At 62.0% G+C, this 18,440-nt stretch carries 12 protein-coding genes and 3 tRNA genes; 9 read left to right on the top strand and 6 right to left on the bottom strand.

From position 1 onward, the window contains the following. Nucleotides 1–44 precede the first annotated feature (44 nt). The 5 genes from serA to ilvD form a co-directional block, all read right to left on the bottom strand. A complete protein-coding gene (gene serA / locus AB0N65_RS05315) occupies nt 45–1,640 on the bottom strand; it encodes a phosphoglycerate dehydrogenase (RefSeq protein WP_364158663.1) in 1,596 nt (531 codons plus the stop codon). 249 nt (nt 1,641–1,889) lie between these two features. Next, nucleotides 1,890–2,915 carry a ketol-acid reductoisomerase gene (gene ilvC / locus AB0N65_RS05310; RefSeq protein WP_364158660.1) on the bottom strand — a complete coding sequence of 342 codons (1,026 nt, stop codon included), beginning with the start codon at nt 2,913–2,915 and terminating at the stop codon, nt 1,890–1,892. A 111-nt stretch (nt 2,916–3,026) separates the two neighbouring features. Next, entirely contained in the window at nt 3,027–3,539 is a 513-nt protein-coding gene (ilvN, locus tag AB0N65_RS05305; RefSeq protein ID WP_011775174.1) for an acetolactate synthase small subunit, read from the bottom strand. Nucleotides 3,540–3,541: 2 nt separating this feature from the next. Then, entirely contained in the window at nt 3,542–5,446 is a 1,905-nt protein-coding gene (locus AB0N65_RS05300) for an acetolactate synthase large subunit (RefSeq protein WP_364158656.1), read from the bottom strand. 324 nt (nt 5,447–5,770) lie between these two features. Further along, nucleotides 5,771–7,492: a dihydroxy-acid dehydratase gene (ilvD, locus tag AB0N65_RS05295; RefSeq protein WP_364158653.1), complete on the bottom strand. Its 1,722-nt coding sequence runs from the start codon at nt 7,490–7,492 to the stop codon at nt 5,771–5,773. Nucleotides 7,493–7,667: 175 nt separating this feature from the next. On the opposite strand from ilvD, the gene AB0N65_RS05290 reads away from it, so the two are divergent. From AB0N65_RS05290 to AB0N65_RS05275, 4 genes are all read left to right on the top strand, one after another. After that, nucleotides 7,668–8,615, top strand: a complete 948-nt coding sequence (locus AB0N65_RS05290; RefSeq protein ID WP_364158650.1) for a hypothetical protein — start codon at nt 7,668–7,670, stop codon at nt 8,613–8,615. 48 nt (nt 8,616–8,663) lie between these two features. After that, nucleotides 8,664–9,833 (top strand): PQQ-dependent sugar dehydrogenase, encoded by a 1,170-nt coding sequence (locus AB0N65_RS05285; RefSeq protein ID WP_364158647.1) that lies wholly within the window; start codon nt 8,664–8,666, stop codon nt 9,831–9,833. A 107-nt stretch (nt 9,834–9,940) separates the two neighbouring features. Beyond that, nucleotides 9,941–10,016 (top strand) — tRNA-Lys (locus tag AB0N65_RS05280). Nucleotides 10,017–10,209: 193 nt separating this feature from the next. Further along, nucleotides 10,210–10,285: transfer RNA gene (locus tag AB0N65_RS05275), tRNA-Lys, on the top strand. 142 nt (nt 10,286–10,427) lie between these two features. Here the strand turns inward: AB0N65_RS05275 and AB0N65_RS05270 are convergent. After that, the gene (locus AB0N65_RS05270; protein WP_364158644.1) at nt 10,428–10,889 is read right to left on the bottom strand and encodes a MarR family transcriptional regulator; all 462 of its coding nucleotides are present in this window, start codon (nt 10,887–10,889) and stop codon (nt 10,428–10,430) included. A gap of 85 nt (nt 10,890–10,974) precedes the next feature. Between AB0N65_RS05270 and bcp the strand changes: the two genes are divergently transcribed. From bcp to AB0N65_RS05245, 5 genes are all read left to right on the top strand, one after another. Then, a complete protein-coding gene (bcp, locus tag AB0N65_RS05265; protein WP_364158641.1) occupies nt 10,975–11,448 on the top strand; it encodes a thioredoxin-dependent thiol peroxidase in 474 nt (157 codons plus the stop codon). Nucleotides 11,449–11,511: 63 nt separating this feature from the next. Then, nucleotides 11,512–11,593 (top strand) — tRNA-Leu (locus AB0N65_RS05260). Nucleotides 11,594–11,815: 222 nt separating this feature from the next. Beyond that, nucleotides 11,816–13,483, top strand: coding sequence for an ABC transporter substrate-binding protein (locus tag AB0N65_RS05255; protein WP_364158638.1), 1,668 nt, complete (start codon nt 11,816–11,818; stop codon nt 13,481–13,483). A 79-nt stretch (nt 13,484–13,562) separates the two neighbouring features. Further along, on the top strand, nt 13,563–15,068 hold the full coding sequence (locus tag AB0N65_RS05250) for a malate:quinone oxidoreductase (RefSeq protein WP_364158636.1): 1,506 nt from the start codon (nt 13,563–13,565) through the stop codon (nt 15,066–15,068). 62 nt (nt 15,069–15,130) lie between these two features. Further along, the gene (locus tag AB0N65_RS05245) at nt 15,131–18,370 is read left to right on the top strand and encodes an efflux RND transporter permease subunit (protein WP_364158633.1); all 3,240 of its coding nucleotides are present in this window, start codon (nt 15,131–15,133) and stop codon (nt 18,368–18,370) included. Nucleotides 18,371–18,440: the final 70 nt, after the last annotated feature.

Below are 18,440 nucleotides of genomic sequence, written 5' to 3'. Positions count from 1 at the left end.
AGAGGCGTGTCTCCGGCACGTGGACTCGGCGGATGGAATCAGCCCTAGTCCTCCAGGTCTACTTCCCGGACCATTTCCGCACCAATGCCTGCCTTGATGGCCTCGAGGACCTGCTGGGGCACTGAGCTGTCGATCGTGAGCAGGGCGAGCACCTGGCCGCCCTCGGTCTGGCGTGCCACCTGCATGCCGCCGATGTTGATGTTGTTCATGCCCAGGATGTGTCCGATGGTACCGATGACGCCGGGGCGGTCCGCGTAGGCAACCACCACAAGGTGCTCGCTGATGGGGATTTCGACGTCATAGCCGTTGACTCCCACGAGCTTCTCGACCTGCTTGGGTCCCGTGAGGGTACCGGCAACGGAAATCTGCGAACCGTCGCTCAGTGCGCCGCGGATGGTGAGGACGTTGCGGTAGTCCTCGGCCTCGGGGGTGGTGATCAGGCGGGTGTTGATACCGCGCTGCTCGGCGATGACCGGTGCGTTGACGTACGACACCTGCTCCGTGACGACATCGGCGAAGACGCCCTTCAGCGCAGCAAGCTCAAGTACCTTTACATCCAGGGCGGCGATTTCACCGGCGACCTCGACGTCGATCTGGGTCAGCGATGCATGGGTCAGCGCCGTGAAGATCCGTCCCAGCTTTTCGATCAGCGGAATGCCCGGGCGGATGTCCGGAGCGATCACGCCACCCGCGACGTTGACGGCATCCGGGACCAGCTCACCGGCAAGGGCCAGGCGAACGGACTTAGCTACGGAAACACCGGCCTTTTCCTGGGCTTCGTCGGTGGAGGCACCAAGGTGTGGGGTCACCACGACGTTATCCAGCTCGAAGAAGGGCAGGTCCGTGCTGGGCTCCTTGACGAAGACATCCACGCCTGCACCGGCGATCTGGCCTTCCTTCAGCGCGATGTAGAGTGCTTCCTCGTCCACCAGTCCACCGCGGGCGACGTTGATGACGTACGCGGTTTCCTTCATCTTGCGGAAAGCATCGGCACCCAGCATGCCTACCGTCTCGGGCGTCTTGGGCATGTGGATCGTGATGAAGTCGGAGTTCTCCAAGAGTTCATCCAAGGTGACAAGCTTGACGCCCAACTGGGCCGCGCGGGCGGCAGTGATGTAGGGGTCGTAGGCGAGGATCTCGGTTTCGAAACCCTGCAGGCGGGCTGCGACGAGGGCACCGATGCGGCCGAGGCCGATGATGCCGATCTTCTTTTCGAAGAGTTCAATGCCGGTGTACTTGGACCGCTTCCACTCCCCGCCCTTGAGGGCTGAGCTGGCCTGCGGGATGTGGCGGGCAAGGCTCAGGATGTGCCCTACCGTGAGCTCAGCCGCCGAAACGATGTTGGACGTGGGGGCGTTGACGACCATGACGCCTGCCTGCGTCGCCGATTTGATGTCCACGTTGTCCAGCCCCACGCCTGCGCGGGCGATAACCTTCAGGTTCTTTGCAGCGGCGATGGCTTCGGCATCAACCTGGGTTGCCGAGCGCACCAGGATGGCATCGACGTCGGCGATGGCGGACAGCAGTTGGGAGCGGTCGGCGCCGTCGGTCTGGCGGATTTCGAAATCCGGGCCCAACGCCTCGACTGTGGCGGGCGAGAGTTCCTCGGCGAGGAGGACGACGGGTTTGGTGGCTGACACGGGGTGGCACCTTACTTTGGACAACTTGGGACAGAACTGGACAAGGAGCGGATGCGTGGCCCGGACACAGCGCCGGGACCAGCCCAGAATATCGAACACGGACCGCTATTCCGGAGCCGGTGTGCGATGTTACGGCCGGGCAGGGGCAGTTGTGAAGAAATTCACAGCACTCCGTGGGCGAAGGGAATGCAGGGGAAACGCGGACGCCCGCCCGGCTTTGTCGGCCGGACGGGCGTTGCGGGTGGAAGGTTAGCGGGCTGCCGAACCTTCAACGTAGTCCTCGTCCTGCTGCTGCCAGGAGAAGAGCGAACGCAGCTCGCGGCCAACTTCCTCGATCGGGTGCTGCTCTGCCTTGGCTCGCAGTTCCTTGAACTCGACGGCACCGTTGTCCTGGTCGTCGATGAAGCGCTTGGCGAAGGCGCCGCTCTGGATGTCCGCGAGGACAGCCTTCATGTTTTCCTTCACCTCGGGGGTGATGACGCGGGGGCCGGAGACGTAGTCGCCGTACTCAGCGGTGTCGGAAACGCTCCAGCGCTGCTTGGCAATGCCGCCTTCCCACATGAGGTCGACGATGAGCTTGAGCTCGTGCAGCACCTCGAAGTAGGCGATCTGCGGCTGGTAGCCGGCTTCGGTGAGGGTTTCGAAGCCATACTGGACCAGCTGGGAGACACCGCCACAGAGGACGGACTGCTCGCCGAAGAGGTCCGTTTCGGTCTCTTCAGTGAAGGTGGTTTTGATGACGCCGGCGCGGGTGCCGCCGATGGCCTTGGCGTAGGACTTGGCCAGCTCCCAGGCGGAACCGGAAGCGTCCTGCTCAACCGCGATGATGTCCGGGATGCCACGGCCTGCTTCGAATTCGCGGCGAACGGTGTGACCCGGTGCCTTCGGAGCAACCAGGATGACGTCAACGCCTGCCGGAGCTTCGATGTAGCCGAAGCGGATGTTGAAGCCGTGGGCGAAGGCCAGTGCCTTGCCTTCGGTCAGCTTGTCCTTGATGGAGTCGTTGTAGATCGCACGCTGGTGCTGGTCCGGCGCCAGGATCATGATGACGTCTGCCCATTCGGCGGCGTCGGCAACGTTCTTGACCGTGAAGCCTGCGTCCTCGGCCTTGGCGGTCGACTTCGACCCGTCCTTGAGCGCGATGACGACGTCGACGCCGGAATCGCGCAGGTTGAGCGCGTGGGCGTGGCCCTGGGAACCATAGCCAACAATGGCGACCTTGCGACCCTGGATGATCGACAGGTCTGCGTCGTCGTCGTAGAACATTTCAGTCACTTGCGTAACTCCTCTTGAGTGGATTTCTCGATATTGATTGTGGTGCTGCGGTACTGGACGCAACGCTCGGCGGGCCCAGTCAACGATGACATCGACTGAACCTGCCTGGTTTCACGCGGAGCGAAGCGCCCTGTCACTCATGGAGCGGGATCCCCGTCCAACGGCCAAGGTGCCGGACTGCACGATTTCGCGGATGCCGAACGGCTCCAACACCGAAAGCAGTGCTGCGAGCTTTTCGGGGGTACCGGTTGCCTCGATCACCAACGAGTCTGTAGACACGTCGACGACAGCGGCACGGAACAGGTCTGCAGCCTGGGTGACCTGCAGACGTGTTGCGGCATCCGCACGTACCTTGACCAGGATGTGGTCTCGTTGTACGGAAGATTCAGAAGTCAGCTCCACAATCTTGATCACGTTGACCAGTTTGTTGAGCTGCTTGGTGACCTGCTCGATGAGGTCGCCGTCGGCGTCGACGACAACCGTCATGCGGGACATGCCGGGGACCTCGGTTGGTCCCACAGCAAGGGAATTGATGTTGAAAGCGCGCCGGGCGAAGAGGCTGGCTACGCGGGTCAGCACGCCGGGCTTGTCTTCGACCAGAACGGACAGTGTGTGGCGGCTCATGCCTAGTCCTCCTCTTCCCATTCCGGGGTCATGTTGCGGGCAACCTGGATCTGGTCATTGCTGACGCCTGCGGGCACCATGGGCCACACCATCGAGTTGGGGCTGACCACGAAGTCGATCACTACAGGGCGGTCATTGATTTCCAGTGCCTTCTGGATGGTGGCGTCGATGTCTTCGTCGCGCTCGCACCGCAGCGCAGCGCAGCCGTAGGCATCTGCCAGCTTGACGAAATCCGGGATTCGGATGGTGTCGTGGCCCGTGTTCAGGTCCGTATTGGAATAGCGGCCTTCGTAAAACAGGGTCTGCCATTGACGGACCATGCCCAGCGAAGAGTTGTTGATGATGGCAACCTTGATCGGGATGTTGTTGATGGCACAGGTGGCCAATTCCTGATTGGTCATCTGGAAGCAGCCGTCACCATCGATTGCCCAGACCACGCGGTCCGGTTCACCAACCTTGGCGCCCATGGCTGCCGGAACCGAGTATCCCATGGTTCCGGCCCCGCCGGAGTTCAGCCAGGAGTGGGGACGCTCGTACTTGATGAACTGGGCAGCCCACATCTGGTGCTGGCCCACGCCGGCCACGTAGATACCGTCAGGTCCGGTGAGCTCGCCGATGCGCTTGAGCACCCGCTGGGGAGCGGTGAGTCCGTCATCCGGCTCCGTCCAGCCCAAGGGGTAGGTTTCGCGCAGGTTGTTCAGGAAAGCCCACCACGACTCAAGATCCGGCGTACCGCTCTGCTCGAACTGGGCCTTCACTGCCTCGGTCAGTTCCGGAATGATTTCCTTGACGGAGCCGACGATTGGCACATCGGCTGTCCGGTTCTTGGAAATTTCCGCGGGGTCGATGTCCGCGTGGATCACCTTCGCGAACGGAGCGAACGTCTTCAGCACACCCGTCACGCGGTCGTCGAACCGCGCACCCAAGGTGATGAGCAGGTCTGCCTGCTGGAGGGCGGTGACAGCAGAAACGGAGCCGTGCATGCCGGGCATGCCGACGTGCTGCGGGTGCGAGTCGGGGAAGGAACCGCGGGCCATCAGCGTGGTCACGACGGGCGCCCCGGTTGCCAGGGCCAACTCCATCAGTTCAGCCGAAGCGTGCCCCTTGATGACGCCACCACCTACGTAGAGGACGGGCTTGCTGGAGGCTGCAATGAGCTTTGCGGCTTCGCGGACCTGCTTGTTGTGGCCGCGGACCACCGGACGGTATCCGGGCAGGTCCACTTTGGGAGGCCACGAGAACGTCATCTGGCCAACCTGGGCATCCTTGGCGATGTCCACGAGCACGGGGCCGGGACGTCCGGTGGATGCGAGGTGGAAAGCTTCTGCCATGACGTGCGGGATGTCGTTGGGGTCGGTCACCAGGAAGGAATGCTTGGTGATGGGCATGGTGATGCCCACGATGTCGGCTTCCTGGAAGGCATCAGTGCCAATGACTGCACTGGAGACCTGGCCCGTGATGGCAACCATCGGCACGGAGTCCATGTGGGCGTCCATGATGGCGGTAACGAGGTTGGTGGCACCGGGGCCGGAGGTAGCGATGCAAACGCCTACCCGTCCGGTGACCATGGCGTAGCCTTGCGCGGCGTGGCCGGCTCCCTGTTCGTGACGGACCAGGATGTGATTCATGCTGGAAGCCATCAAGGGGTCGTAGGTGGGCAGGATCGCGCCACCGGGCAAACCAAAAATATCGTCCACGCCGAGTTCTTCGAGCGAGCGGACAATTGCTTGCGAGCCGGTCATCACCGTTGGGGGTACAACGTTGTTCGGCCCAAGTACAGGAGAGAGAGGTGCAGCAGCATCGACGACGACGGACTCTGCCGTCCGGTCGACCTTTTCCGGAGCTTTGGGGGCTCCAGCGGACTTTGCAGCCATCAGCGAGGGGCTGATCGGCGATCCTTTGCTCATCGGACTCTTCCTTAGTGGATCTTCAGTTGATGTGTCTTGCTTCTTGGTGCAGCCATACCGCGCTGCGAATCGACCTCAGGTAATAAAAAAACCCCTCAGCCTTGCGGCTCTTCGAGGGGTTGCGCGTGACAGTTCGTTACCAGTCGGGCTATGCCACGCGCTTGGTAAGGACGACGACGCCGAAGGTAACGAATGAGATCATGCGTTCAGTGTTCCCTCAAAGTGAGATACGTGTCAATTGAGCATCATCGTATCTCACTATTCGGACCCCGTTGTCCGCCTACCGGACTCCGCTCCGAAGAGCGGGGCGGAGCCGCGATGCTTCTACCCGCAGTAAGCGCCCGTTGAGGCACTGTGGACGAGCTTGGCGTACTTGGCGAGGACGCCCTTGGTGAACTTGGCCGGCAGCGGCTCCCATCCCACCTTGCGGGCCTCGAGTTCGGCCTCGTCCACCAGCAGGTCGAAGGACCGCGCTCCGATGTCTACGCGGATCCGGTCGCCGTCCCTGACGAAGGCGATGGGGCCGCCGTCGACGGCTTCCGGCGCAACGTGGCCAATACACAAGCCGGTGGTACCGCCCGAGAAGCGGCCGTCCGTGAGCAGCAGGACGTCCTTTCCAAGGCCGGCTCCCTTGATGGCACCGGTAATGGCCAGCATCTCGCGCATACCCGGACCGCCCTTGGGGCCCTCGTAGCGGATGACAACGACGTCCCCTTTGTGGATTTCGCCGTTGTCCAGCGCATCAAGGGCACCCTGTTCCCGCTCGAAGACGCGCGCAGTCCCCTCAAAGACGTCAGCGTCGAAGCCCGCGCTCTTGACGACGGCACCTTCCGGGGCCAGGGAACCGTGGAGAATGGTGATGCCGCCGGTCTTGTGGATGGGGTTGTCCAGCGCGCGCAGGATCTTGCCGTCAAGGTCCGGCGGATTAATGGTGGCAAGGTTCTCTGCGAGTGTCTTGCCGGTGACGGTGAGGCAGTCGCCGTGCAGCAGACCGGCGTCGAGCAGTGCCTTCATGATGACGGGCACGCCGCCAATCTTGTCCACGTCCGTCATGACGTAGCGGCCGAAGGGCTTGAGGTCGCCCAGGTGCGGGATCTTGTCGCCGATCCGGTTGAAATCGTCCAGGGTGAGTTCCACCTGGGCCTCGCGGGCGATGGCGAGCAAGTGCAGCACCGCGTTGGTGGAACCGCCGAACGCCATGGTGACGGCGATGGCGTTCTCAAAGGCCTTCTTGGTCATGATGTCCCGGGCCGTGATGCCCTGGCGGAGCAGGTTGACCACTGCTTCGCCGGACTTGCGCGCAAACTCATCACGACGACGGTCTGCCGAGGGTGGTGCGGCCGAGCCGGGAAGGGACATCCCCAAGGCCTCGCCGATGCACGCCATGGTGTTGGCCGTGTACATGCCGCCGCAGGCGCCCTCGCCCGGACAGATGGCCTTTTCGATTCGATCCAGGTCCTCACGGCTCATTTTGCCTGCCGCACATGCGCCAACTGCCTCAAAGGCATCGATCAGCGTGACTTCCTTCTCCGATCCGTCTTCGAGCTTGACCCAGCCGGGCATGATGGACCCCGCATAAAGAAACACGCTGGCCAGGTCCAGGCGGGCGGCAGCCATCAGCATGCCGGGAAGGGACTTGTCACAGCCTGCCAGCAGCACGGAGCCGTCGATGCGTTCCGCTTGCATGACCGTCTCCACCGAATCGGCAATGACTTCGCGTGAAACAAGGGAGAAGTGCATGCCCTCGTGGCCCATGGAGATACCGTCCGAGACGGAGATGGTCCCGAATTGCATGGGGAACCCACCGCCGGCATGGACACCTTCCTTGGCGCCCTGGGCGAGCCGGTTGAGGGAAAGGTTGCAAGGCGTGATCTCGTTCCACGAACTCGCGACGCCGATCTGGGGTTTGGCGAAGTCGTCGTCCCCCATTCCCACCGCACGGAACATGCCGCGTGCGGGAGCTGCGTGAATGCCGTCGGTCACCACCCGGCTACGGGGCTTGATGTCCGGCGTCGTCTCTGTCGCGGTTCGGGTGGCATCACTCATGAGCCAAAGTCTATGTGCCCTCATGCCGCCTTGCGATGAAAGGTGGCGGGTTACGCACAAAAGGCACAATATTTCGATCCGCCGGCTACGTCTCGAAATGCTGGACAGCCCAATTGCAGCAACGTACCGTCGGAAATACCACTAACTGCACCCCTGTGAGCAGAAGGGCTTCACCATGGACTGGTTGATTTGGGTCATTGTAATTGTCTTGATCGTCGCGATTGTCTGGTGGCTGATGAGCCGCAACAACAGGAATTCGCAATCTCCAACGTCCGGTGTCAGCCAGGGCGAAGGCACTCCGGGTCAGCAGGGCACCACCACACCGGCCGCCACGGAACCAAGCAACACCATGTCCGTGCCGGAAACCGCCGCGGCAGCAGCCGGCGTTGCAGGGCTGGCCGGGGTGACCAATATGGGCAGGGCCGCGGCAGAAGGATCCGGCCCCACGGAGGAAGAAGCGCGGATCCGGGAGGAGGACGCCGGACGGGAATCGAAGGACGTAGGCGAAGAATCAGCGACCGCAGTGCACGAACCTGCCGTTGAAGCGCCCGTGGTCGCTGAACCCGCCCTCTCCGAGCCGGACATCGGTACGAAAGCAGAGACGGCAGCGGGGCAAGGCGGCGACGTCGATGACTGGGAAGCAGGGTCCTCAACGCCGGCAGCAGCCGCGGCGCCGGTGGCCGACGCCGGAAGGCGTGCGGATGACGCTGCGGACAAAGCGGAATGGGAATCGTCGTGGACGGACGCAAAGGGCACCCCTGTCCATCACCACGAGTACACGGATGCACACTCTCCCACTCTCCCCGGGGCGGAGACAGCCGCGGCCGAAACGGCGGACGCCGACGATGCAGCCGGCTCCGCTGGAGAATACGCCACTCCTGAGCCGACTGCCGCACCATCCGGCCACTTGGCTGCCGACCATCCTTATGGAGTCGGTTCCTCGGGAGCTGCCGCCGATGGCAGTAGCCCGGATGGCTACCCCGTGAAGGCAGACGCGGCCACCATGACTTACTTCGAGGAAGATTCGTCCGGGTACGCAGAAGCGGGCGCCGACGTCTGGTTCGAGTCGGCAGCCCACGCGGAAGCAGCAGGCTTCCGACCACCACGGCGCAGCAGGCTCTGACCCGGGCACGAGACCCGCGGAGGACAATTGGGAAGGCACAGGACAGGAATGGACGGGCGGGTAGCCTCCCGGTTCGTGCCTGCCCTGTCGCTCTCCGTGGTGGTGCTCGCTGCCTGCACGGGCAGCCCGTCGTCGCCAGGATCAGCCGCGACACCGGGTGGGAGCGCGACACCAGGCCTTCCCGCGGCTTCCGCCCCAGGTCCGGGCGCAGCCTCCACCAGCGTCTCCGCCCCGCCAACAGCGCCGCAAAGCCTGGTGGTCCGGCAAAAGCTCGACGTCGACCTGCAGCTACCGTGGTCAGTCGTCTTCACGGGGGATGGGACTGCCGTCGTTTCGGAGCGGGATTCCGCTCTGATCAAGAGCATCCGAGATGGCCAGGCCACGACGGTCGGCGAGGTTCCCGGGGTCGATCCCGGCGGGGAGGGCGGGCTGCTGGGCCTGGCTTTGTCTCCCGAATTCGACAGCGATCGTTGGCTTTACGCTTATTTCACATCCGACACCGATAATCGGATAGCGAGAATGCAATTAACGGCTGATGCCTCGGGAAAGCTGTCATTGGGCGATCCCGAAGTGATCTTTTCCGGTATGTCGAAGGCCTCCACCCATAATGGGGGCAGAATCCGCTTTGGTCCTGATGGATTCCTCTACGTGGGCACCGGCGATTCCCAACGGCGCGAGCAGCCGCAGGACACGAACGCCCTTGGCGGCAAGATCCTGCGGCTGACGCCTCAAGGACAACCGGCCCCGGGCAATCCGTTCGGGGACAACCCCGTCTACAGCTATGGACACCGGAACGTGCAGGGCCTTGCCTGGGACAGCCAAGGCCGACTATGGGCAAGTGAGTTCGGCCCCGATGTGGACGACGAACTAAACCTGGTCATCCCTGGTGGCAACTACGGCTGGCCCACCGTCACGGGTGCTCCCGGCAAGAGCGGCCTTATCGACGCGAAGGTCGTCTGGCCCTCGACGTCGGAAGCGTCACCGAGCGGATTGGACATCGTTGATGGCGTGGCTTACACCGGCGCACTTCGCGGCCAGCGCCTTTGGGCAGTCCCGCTCAACGGCGAAACGGCGGGAACTCCCGTGGCCTACTTCACGTCCGAATACGGGCGATTAAGGGATGTCGCCAAGGCACCGGATGGATCAATATGGGTCCTCAGCAACAACAGAAACCCCGACTTCGCACTGATCGTGGACCCCCCGAAAGCCGGAAGCTAAGCTGCGTCGGCCCCGATTTCCCACATCGGCGGATGTCGTGTAGAGTTACTTGTCGTTGCGGAGATCTCCGAGGGAATAAACCCCTCGAGGGACCACCACCAACAGCTGCACCTCTAGCTCAACTGGCAGAGCAATTGACTCTTAATCAATGGGTTCCGGGTTCGAGTCCCGGGGGGTGCACCAAGGAAAGGCCTTGGAGTGAATTTCACTCCAAGGCCTTTTGCGTTGCCGCCTTAAAGCGCCCCGCCCTCCAATCGTGTGATACGTCACTCATGTCCGCAATTGGTCAATTGCGGCAAAAAAGTAGTGTAGAGTTATCTGTCGTTGCGGAGGTCGACAGGGAAATAACTTCCCCGAATCGCCTTCGACAATAGCTGCACCTCTAGCTCAACTGGCAGAGCAATTGACTCTTAATCAATGGGTTCCGGGTTCGAGTCCCGGGGGGTGCACCAAGAGAAAAAGCTCCGGAACGCTGATGCGATCCGGAGCTTTTTCTTTGTCCTTGAACTTTCCGGCTTTATTCCGTGGAACCGGTCTGCGGACCGGCCTCACTGAATTTCACCTCAAGCTACTCCCCGTGGTGGCTTGGCCACGCTATTGGGTGCCGGCGCTGGTCTCCCCTGCCGGGCCTTCGAGCGCGGGCGTACCCGCAAGGCCGCGGACCACGATCCTGAGTTCCTCGCGCAGCCGGGCGGTGTCGACAGCCACAGGAGCCAGGACGTCCTGCTCCAAGCGGACAGCTTCAGCCAAAGCGGCGCTGCCGGCCTCCGTAAGGGTGACCACATGGCTTCGACGGTCGGAGTCACTTCGTTGGCGGCTGACATGCCCGTGCAGTTCCAATCTCGCAAGAGTAGTGCCCATGGTTTGCGCCTTGACCCGGGCAACCTCTGCCAAGGCGGCCTGCGTAATGGGCCCCTTCGCCGCGAGCACCTGCATGGCGATGACGCCGGCATGCGTCAAGCCGATGTTCTTCAATTTTTCGTTCCACGAGATTTCCACGAGCCGCGCAGCCGTCGAAAGCAATCGCGTGGTGGGCCATCTTTCCATATCCGGCATGCCGACAGTATATGCGCGTGCGGCGTGAAGCCGTGGCTCCTCCGCACTATGCTGGGGAGTCGCGAACGTAAGCAAGGAGCAAATTTTGGCCGAACGACTCATTCCCGGTGACGCAGCTCCGGACTTCACACTTCAGGACAAGTCCGGAAACGACGTCAGCCTGTCCGACTTCAGGGGACGGAAGACCATTGTGTATTTCTACCCGGCAGCATCAACTCCCGGCTGCACCAAACAAGCGTGTGATTTCCGGGACAACCTCGCCTCCCTGCAAGCGGCAGGATACGACATCCTTGGAGTCTCCCCGGACCCCGTCAAAGCATTGGCCAGGTTCGCGGAGGAGGAGCAGCTGACGTTCCCGCTGCTTTCCGATGAAGACCATTCCGTGGCTGAGGCCTATGGGGCGTGGGGCGAAAAGAAGAACTATGGCCGCACCTACATGGGTCTCATCCGCTCGACCATTGTGGTGGATCCCGACGGCAAGGTCCAGCTCGCCCAGTACAACGTCCGAGCCACAGGGCATGTCGCCAAGCTGCGGCGGGATCTTAAGCTCGATAAGTAACGGGTACACTGGAGGCCGGTAGGACGCTGCACCGGCCCGCGAGGCAGGGACAGCGACCGTCCAGCGCGAGTGGTGAAATTGGCAGACACGCAGGATTTAGGTTCCTGTGCCTTCGGGCGTGGGGGTTCAAGTCCCCCCTTGCGCACAGTGGTGAACCTGCACAGTGGTGAACCGCGCACAGTGGTGAAGAACCGCGATCTCCCATATGCCCCCGGTTCGCTTTGGATCGGGGGCATTTCTTCCTCCAGCAGACGGGGACCATGTCCTGCATGCCTGCGACACGGGGCCACCAGGACGTTCAACTAGACTGGAATGCGGTCTGGCCGACGCCGGACACAGCACTTCCGACCGGCTTGAGGGGACAAGAGTGGCAAGCAGCAAGTTACGGCGGCTGGCAGTACAGCTCGGAGCCATCGCTATGGTCTTGGGGCTCGCTGCCTGCACCGGAACACCTGGACCTGCCCCTTCGTCGTCGGGAAGCAGTACAGCGGCGGCCGAGCCCTCAGCCATTTTCAACTTTGGAACGGCATCGATGCCCTTGGGCCTGGATCCTGCCATGACTGCGGATTCGGAGTCCTACAGGATTACCCGCCAGGTCCTTGAAGGATTGGTGGGCGTGGATGGCGCTACAGGACAAACCACTCCCCTGCTCGCGACGGAATGGAAAGACAGCAACAACGGGCTGAGCTACGACTTCACGTTGCGGTCCGGGGTGTCCTTCCACGACGGTACGCCGTTTGATGCGGCGGCAGTCTGCGCCAATTTCAACCGCTGGTTCACTTTCCCGGCAGAGCTCAGGAAACAGGCTCCGGGGATCTCCTTCCAGAGTGTTTTCCAAGCCTATTCGGACCAACCGGTGTTCTCTATCTTCAAGGACTGCAAGGTAATTTCTGCCAGCGACGTGCAGATCAACCTCACCCGGCCGTTCACGGGATTTCTCCAGGCCTTGACGCTACCTGCCTTCGCGATCTCGTCCCCCGCGGCCTTGGAAGCCCAAACGGCCAACGTCCTGGACAAGGTGCAGAACGGCCAGGCTGTCTCTGCCTACGCGGGTCATCCTGTGGGAACCGGACCGTATGAGTTCGGAACGTGGGACGAGCAGAAGATTACGTTGACCAGCTACAAGGGTTATTGGGGCGACAGGGGCCAGATCGCAACGATCAATTTCATACCCTACGACCACGCGGAGACGCGTCAGCAGGCCTTGCTGGATGGCAAGATCGACGCCTATGACCTGGTGACCTCGGGTACTTTCGATGAGCTGGTCAAGAAGGGTGTCCAGATCATTCAGCGCGACCCGTTCTCGGTGATGTACCTGGGCATTAACCAGGCCGTGGCACCCCTCGAGAAACTTGAGGTCCGCCAGGCGATAGAAATGGCCATTGATAAGGAAACGCTGATCAGGCGGTTCTTCATCGACAACACGGCACAGGCTTCCCAGTTCGTTCCGCCAAAGCTCAGCGGCTTCAACAACAATGCTCCGTCGCTGGGTTACAACCCGGAAAAGGCCAAGGAACTCTTGGAGAAGGCGGGGTACAAGGGCGAGGAGCTGAAGTTCTACTACCCCCTCAACGCAACCCGCGCCTACATGCCGACTCCGGAGAAGATCTACGCGGAGATCAGCCGTCAATTGGTGGCCGTGGGCCTCAACATCAAGCCTGTTCCCGTGGAGTGGGAGGAGGGTTACCTGCAGAAGGTCCAATCGCCGGGTGACCACGCCTTGCATTTGCTCGGTTGGAACGGTTCCTATGCCGACGCCGACAACTTCCTGGGCCCCCTGTTTGGAGAGACGAGCGGCGAATTCGGGTACTCGGATTCCGAGGTGTTCCATAAGATCGAGAGGGCACGCGCACTGCCTGACGGCGATGACCGCAACACCCAATACCAGGCTGTCAACGCCGAGATTGCAGCGTCCGTTCCAGCCGTTCCGATCGCCTTCCCCATCTCCGCCCTCGCCCTGTCCAACAAGGTGGAAAACTACCCGGCTTCCCCTGTTCTGAACGAAGTTTTCACAAACGTCCGCTTAAAGCCTTGACGATTCCCCACAATTTCAGTATTGGGTCTGCGCGGGGATATTCTGTGACAGCCAGTGCCGCCGCTAACGGAGATTGATCGTGACCTTCATTTCCAAGACTCAACATGCCGACGTCGTCCTTATAGGCGGCGGAATCATGAGTGCCACCCTTGGTGCTTTCATCAAGCAACTCGAACCCACCTGGACCATCTCCCTGTTTGAACGGCTCGATGAGGCCGGGCTCGAGAGCTCCGGCCCCTGGAACAATGCAGGCACCGGGCACGCCGCGCTGTGTGAGCTTAACTACTCCCCCGCGGCCAAGGACGGTTCCGTTGATCCCTCCAAGGCCATCCACATCAATGAACAGTTCCAGCTCTCCCGCCAGTTCTGGTCCCACTTGGTGGACAGCAAAGTCATCGGCTCGCCGAAGAACTTCATCAACACCGTCCCGCACATGAGCTTCGTCATTGGGGACGACCACGCGAACTTCCTCAAGACGCGGTACGAGGCACTGAAGCCCAACACCCTCTTCCGGAGCATGGAGTACACGGAGGATCAGGAACGGATCGCAAAGTGGGCCCCCTTGATCGTCAAGGGACGCGACCGCAAGCAACGCGTTGCCGCCACCCGGGCAGCTGAAGGCACCGACGTCGACTTTGGCGCGCTGACCCGGGAGCTGACCGGTTACCTGCAGGGCAGCGGCGCCGAGGTCAACTACGGTCACGACGTCACCAACATCCACCGTGCCTCGGGCGGCGGCTGGGACCTGTCCCTCAAGCACCGCAAGTCCGGCGAGCACGGGCGCATCCACGCGAAGTTCGTCTTTGTTGGAGCCGGCGGTGGAGCACTCCACCTGCTGCAGGCTTCGGGCATCCCCGAGAGCAAGGGCTACGGTGGTTTCCCGGTGTCCGGCCAGTTCTTCCGCTGCACGGATGAATCCATCACCAGCCAGCACAGCGCCAAAGTCTATGGCCAGGCATCAGTGGGGGCACCGCCCATGTCTGTCCCGCACTTGGACACCCGGTTCGTGAACGGCAAGAGGTCCCTGCTCTTTGGCCCGTACGCGGGTTTCTCCACGAACTTCCTCAAAACGTCCAGCTACCTTGACCTGCCGTTGTCCATCCGTCCCGGAAACATCATCCCCATGTTGGCTGTGGCCAAGGACAACATGGACCTCACGGCCTACCTGATCAAGGAAGTGGCAAAGCGCCACGAGGCCAAGGTTGAGTCCTTGCGTGAGTACTACCCGGAGGCGGCCGGCGGTGACTGGGAACTCATCACGGCAGGACAGCGCGTGCAGATCATCAAGAAGCACCCGCAAAAGGGCGGCATCCTGCAATTCGGCACAGAGGTCATCGCTTCCCGCGACGGTTCCATCGGTGCCCTGCTGGGCGCTTCCCCGGGAGCGTCCACTGCCGTGCCGATCATGATCGAGCTGCTGCAAAAATCGTTCCCCAAGAACTTCAAGGGTTGGCAGTCCAAGCTCAAGGACATGATGCCGGGCTACGGCGTCAAGCTCAACGAGAACCCGGAACTTGCAGCTGAGCTTGAAGCGAGCACGGCACGCTCGTTGCAACTGGAAGCAGCCAACGCGCTCCAGAGCTAGGCAAGGGGCTGCGGCCGGATCCCGTCAGCCGAATGACTCCGTAGACCTCAGGAGACGATGCAATGTTCCGCCTGGCCACGCTGTCCCTGGGAAACCGGGCCCTGATCGCGCTGATCACCGTCTTTGCGGCGGTGTTCGGCGTGATCACCATGGGGTCGCTCAAGCAAGAGCTCATTCCGTCCATCGAGTTCCCGCAAATTACGGTTGTGACGTCGATGCCGGGCGCCTCGCCCGAGGTCGTGGACAAGCAACTCAGCCAGCCCCTCGAGACGGCCCTGAACAGCGTGGAGGGGTTGGAATCCACAACGTCGACGTCCCGCAATGGTGTCTCCCAGATCACCATGGTGTTCACGTACGGGTCCAACCTCGACCGTGCACGCAACCAGATAGACCGGGCAATATCGAACGCCAAGCGTGTGCTGCCCGCGGACGTCGAACCGCAGTCCATTGCGGGAAACATCAGCGACTTTCCCATCGTCTACCTGGCGGTGTCCTCGGACAAGCCCCTCAGCGAGCTCAACGCCGACCTCCAACGCTTGAGCGTTCCGCGGCTCCAAAAGATCGACGGCGTTCGCGGCGCCGATGTGACTGGCGGCTCCACGCAGCACATCCTGGTGCAACCGCGCCCCACCGAGCTCGCAGCCTCGGGCGCATCCTTGCAATCGATCAGCGATGCGCTGAAGAACAACGGCGCCCTGGTGCCCGTGGGCACCATCGAGGACCAAGGCAAGACACTCTCACTGCAGCTCGGAAGCCCGGTTGATTCGCTGGACGTCATCCGGAGTCTCCCTTTGCCCGGCACCAAGAACGCGGCAACCATCGGAAACGTGGCCGACGTCGGCATCGAAGACGATGCCGCCACCTCGATCACCCGAACCAACGGGAAACCAACGCTGGCGTTGTCGGTCACCAAGAAGCCGGAAGGCGACACTGTAGCGATTTCCCATGCCGTGCGGGATGCGATCGGGCCGATGGAAGCCGAACTGGGCAACAATGCGGCCTTCACGCCCGTTTTCGATCAGGCTCCCTTCATCGAGAAGTCAATCAAGGACCTCACCACCGAGGGCCTCCTTGGCCTGGGTTTCGCCGTCGCGGTGATCCTTGTCTTCCTGATGTCGGTGCGGTCAACGCTGGTGACCGCCGTGTCCATCCCTTTGTCGCTACTGATTACCTTCATCGGCATTTCGGCCACCGGCTACTCCTTGAACATCCTCACGCTGGGGGCTTTGACCATCGCCATCGGCCGCGTGGTTGACGACTCCATCGTCGTGATTGAGAACATCAAGCGCCACCTGAGCTATGGCGAGCACAAGCTGACCGCCATCCTGACCTCGATCCGCGAGGTTGCCGGCGCCATCACCGCTTCTACGCTCACCACGGTGGCGGTCTTCCTCCCCATCGCTTTCGTGGGCGACCTCGCAGGCGAGTTGTTCAGGCCTTTTGCCCTGACGGTAACCATCGCGCTGTTGTCTTCGTTGTTGGTCTCCCTGACGATCGTCCCGGTGCTGGCCTATTGGTTCCTCCCCTCGGGAACCAAGAGCGCTCCGGGCACGGCAGGAACGGCAGAAGTGGATGGCAAGGCGGCGGCGCAACGGAAGCTCCGGCTTGAGCAAGTGCGTGAAGCTGAACAGCGGACCCGGCTTCAACGGGCCTATTTGCCGATCCTTGCCAAGACCCAGAAGCATCCTGTGATCACGTTGTCCGCGGCGGGCCTGGTGCTCGTGGCAACCATCGCTGTTTCGCCCCTCCTTGCCACTGACCTCCTGGGCCGCTCCGGAGAGAACAGCATGACGGTGCGCCAGGTGCTTCCTGCCGGTACCAGCCTGGAGGCGACCGCCAACGAGGCAGCAAAAATTGAAGAAGCCGTTCGTGGCATGGAGGGCATCAAGGATGTCCAGGTCACTTCCGGCAATGCCCGGACAGGCTTCGCAGCCCTGACTTCCACAGGATCCTCCAACTCCACCTTCACGATCGTTACCGATGAGAAGGCCAACCAGAAGAAGCTTCAAGACGATGTCCGCGCCAAGCTGGCAGGGTTTGCAGGCAAGGTCACCGTCGGATCCCAGCAGGGTGGGTTTGGAACGTCGTCCACAGTGGACATCACCATCAGGGCGGCGAATTCGGCGGATCTTCGGGCTGCCAGCGACGCCATGGTGAAGGCCATGGAGGGCGTTCCCGGCAGTACGGAAGTGGCCACGAACCTGGCAGCCAACCAGTCGGTGGTCCAGGTACGCGTGGATCGGGCCAAGGCAGTGGCGGCAGGCCTGACGGAGCAACAAGTCGGCGCTTTCCTGGCGGCCACTGTGAGCCCTGTTCCGGCCGGAACCGTGCGCATCGAGACCAACGACTACCCGGTGCAGATCGGGCAGGGAACCCGTTTTACGAGCATCACGGCGGTGCGTGGACTCCAGTTGCCAACAGCGCGGGGTCCGGTCGCGCTTGAGTCCATTGCCGCCGTCGAGCAGGTTGATACTCCGGTGTCCATAACAAGCAGCAACGGCCAGCGCACCGCGAAGGTGACGGTCACGCCGTCGGGGTCCAACCTGGGCAGCGTCAGCGCAGCAGTGCAGGAGCGGCTCGCCGATGTCCAACTGCCCGCCGGCGTCACTGCCACGATCGGCGGCGCAACCACGCAGCAGGCCGAGTCCTTCCGGCAATTGGGCCTGGCACTCCTGGCTGCCATCGCCATTGTCTATGTGATCATGGTGGCTGCCTTCAAGTCGCTGGTGCAGCCGTTGATCCTGCTGGTTTCGGTACCGTTCGCTGCTACGGGTGCTGTAGGGCTGCTGCTGGTGACCGGGGTTCCCCTGGGCCTTCCGTCGTTGATCGGCATGCTCATGCTGGTGGGAATTGTGGTGACCAATGCAATTGTGTTGATCGACCTCATCAACCAATACCGCAAACCGCATGATGGCAGCGCCGGCATGAACGTGGCGGACGCCATTACGCATGGGGCAAGGCAGCGCCTCCGGCCTATCCTGATGACTGCCCTCGCCACTGTTTTTGCGCTGACTCCCATGGCTTTGGGCCTTACCGGTGGAGGCGGATTCATTTCCCAGCCACTGGCGATTGTAGTGATTGGCGGACTGGTGTCTTCCACTGCACTGACGCTGGTCCTGGTACCGGTCCTCTACAGGCTGGTTGAGGGGCGACGAGAGAAGAAAAAGCTCCTGAAGGACCTGCAGAACCGTCCGGAGCCCGCCGCCGGTAACGGAAACAGCCAGGATGACTTCCTCGACTGGACCACGGGCATGATCCCCAGGGTTACGGGCCGGCGCGCCGCCAACAATCCAGCGGAATAGCTACCTCAGCAACAACAGGACAGGGCCGGGAACAAATCCCGGCCCTGTCCTGTTGTCCGCAGTGATACAT

The sequence above is a fragment of the Paenarthrobacter sp. NPDC089322 genome, assembly GCF_040684895.1.
Lineage (GTDB): Bacteria > Actinomycetota > Actinomycetes > Actinomycetales > Micrococcaceae > Arthrobacter.
This window is presented reverse-complemented; position numbering and strand designations above follow the sequence as displayed.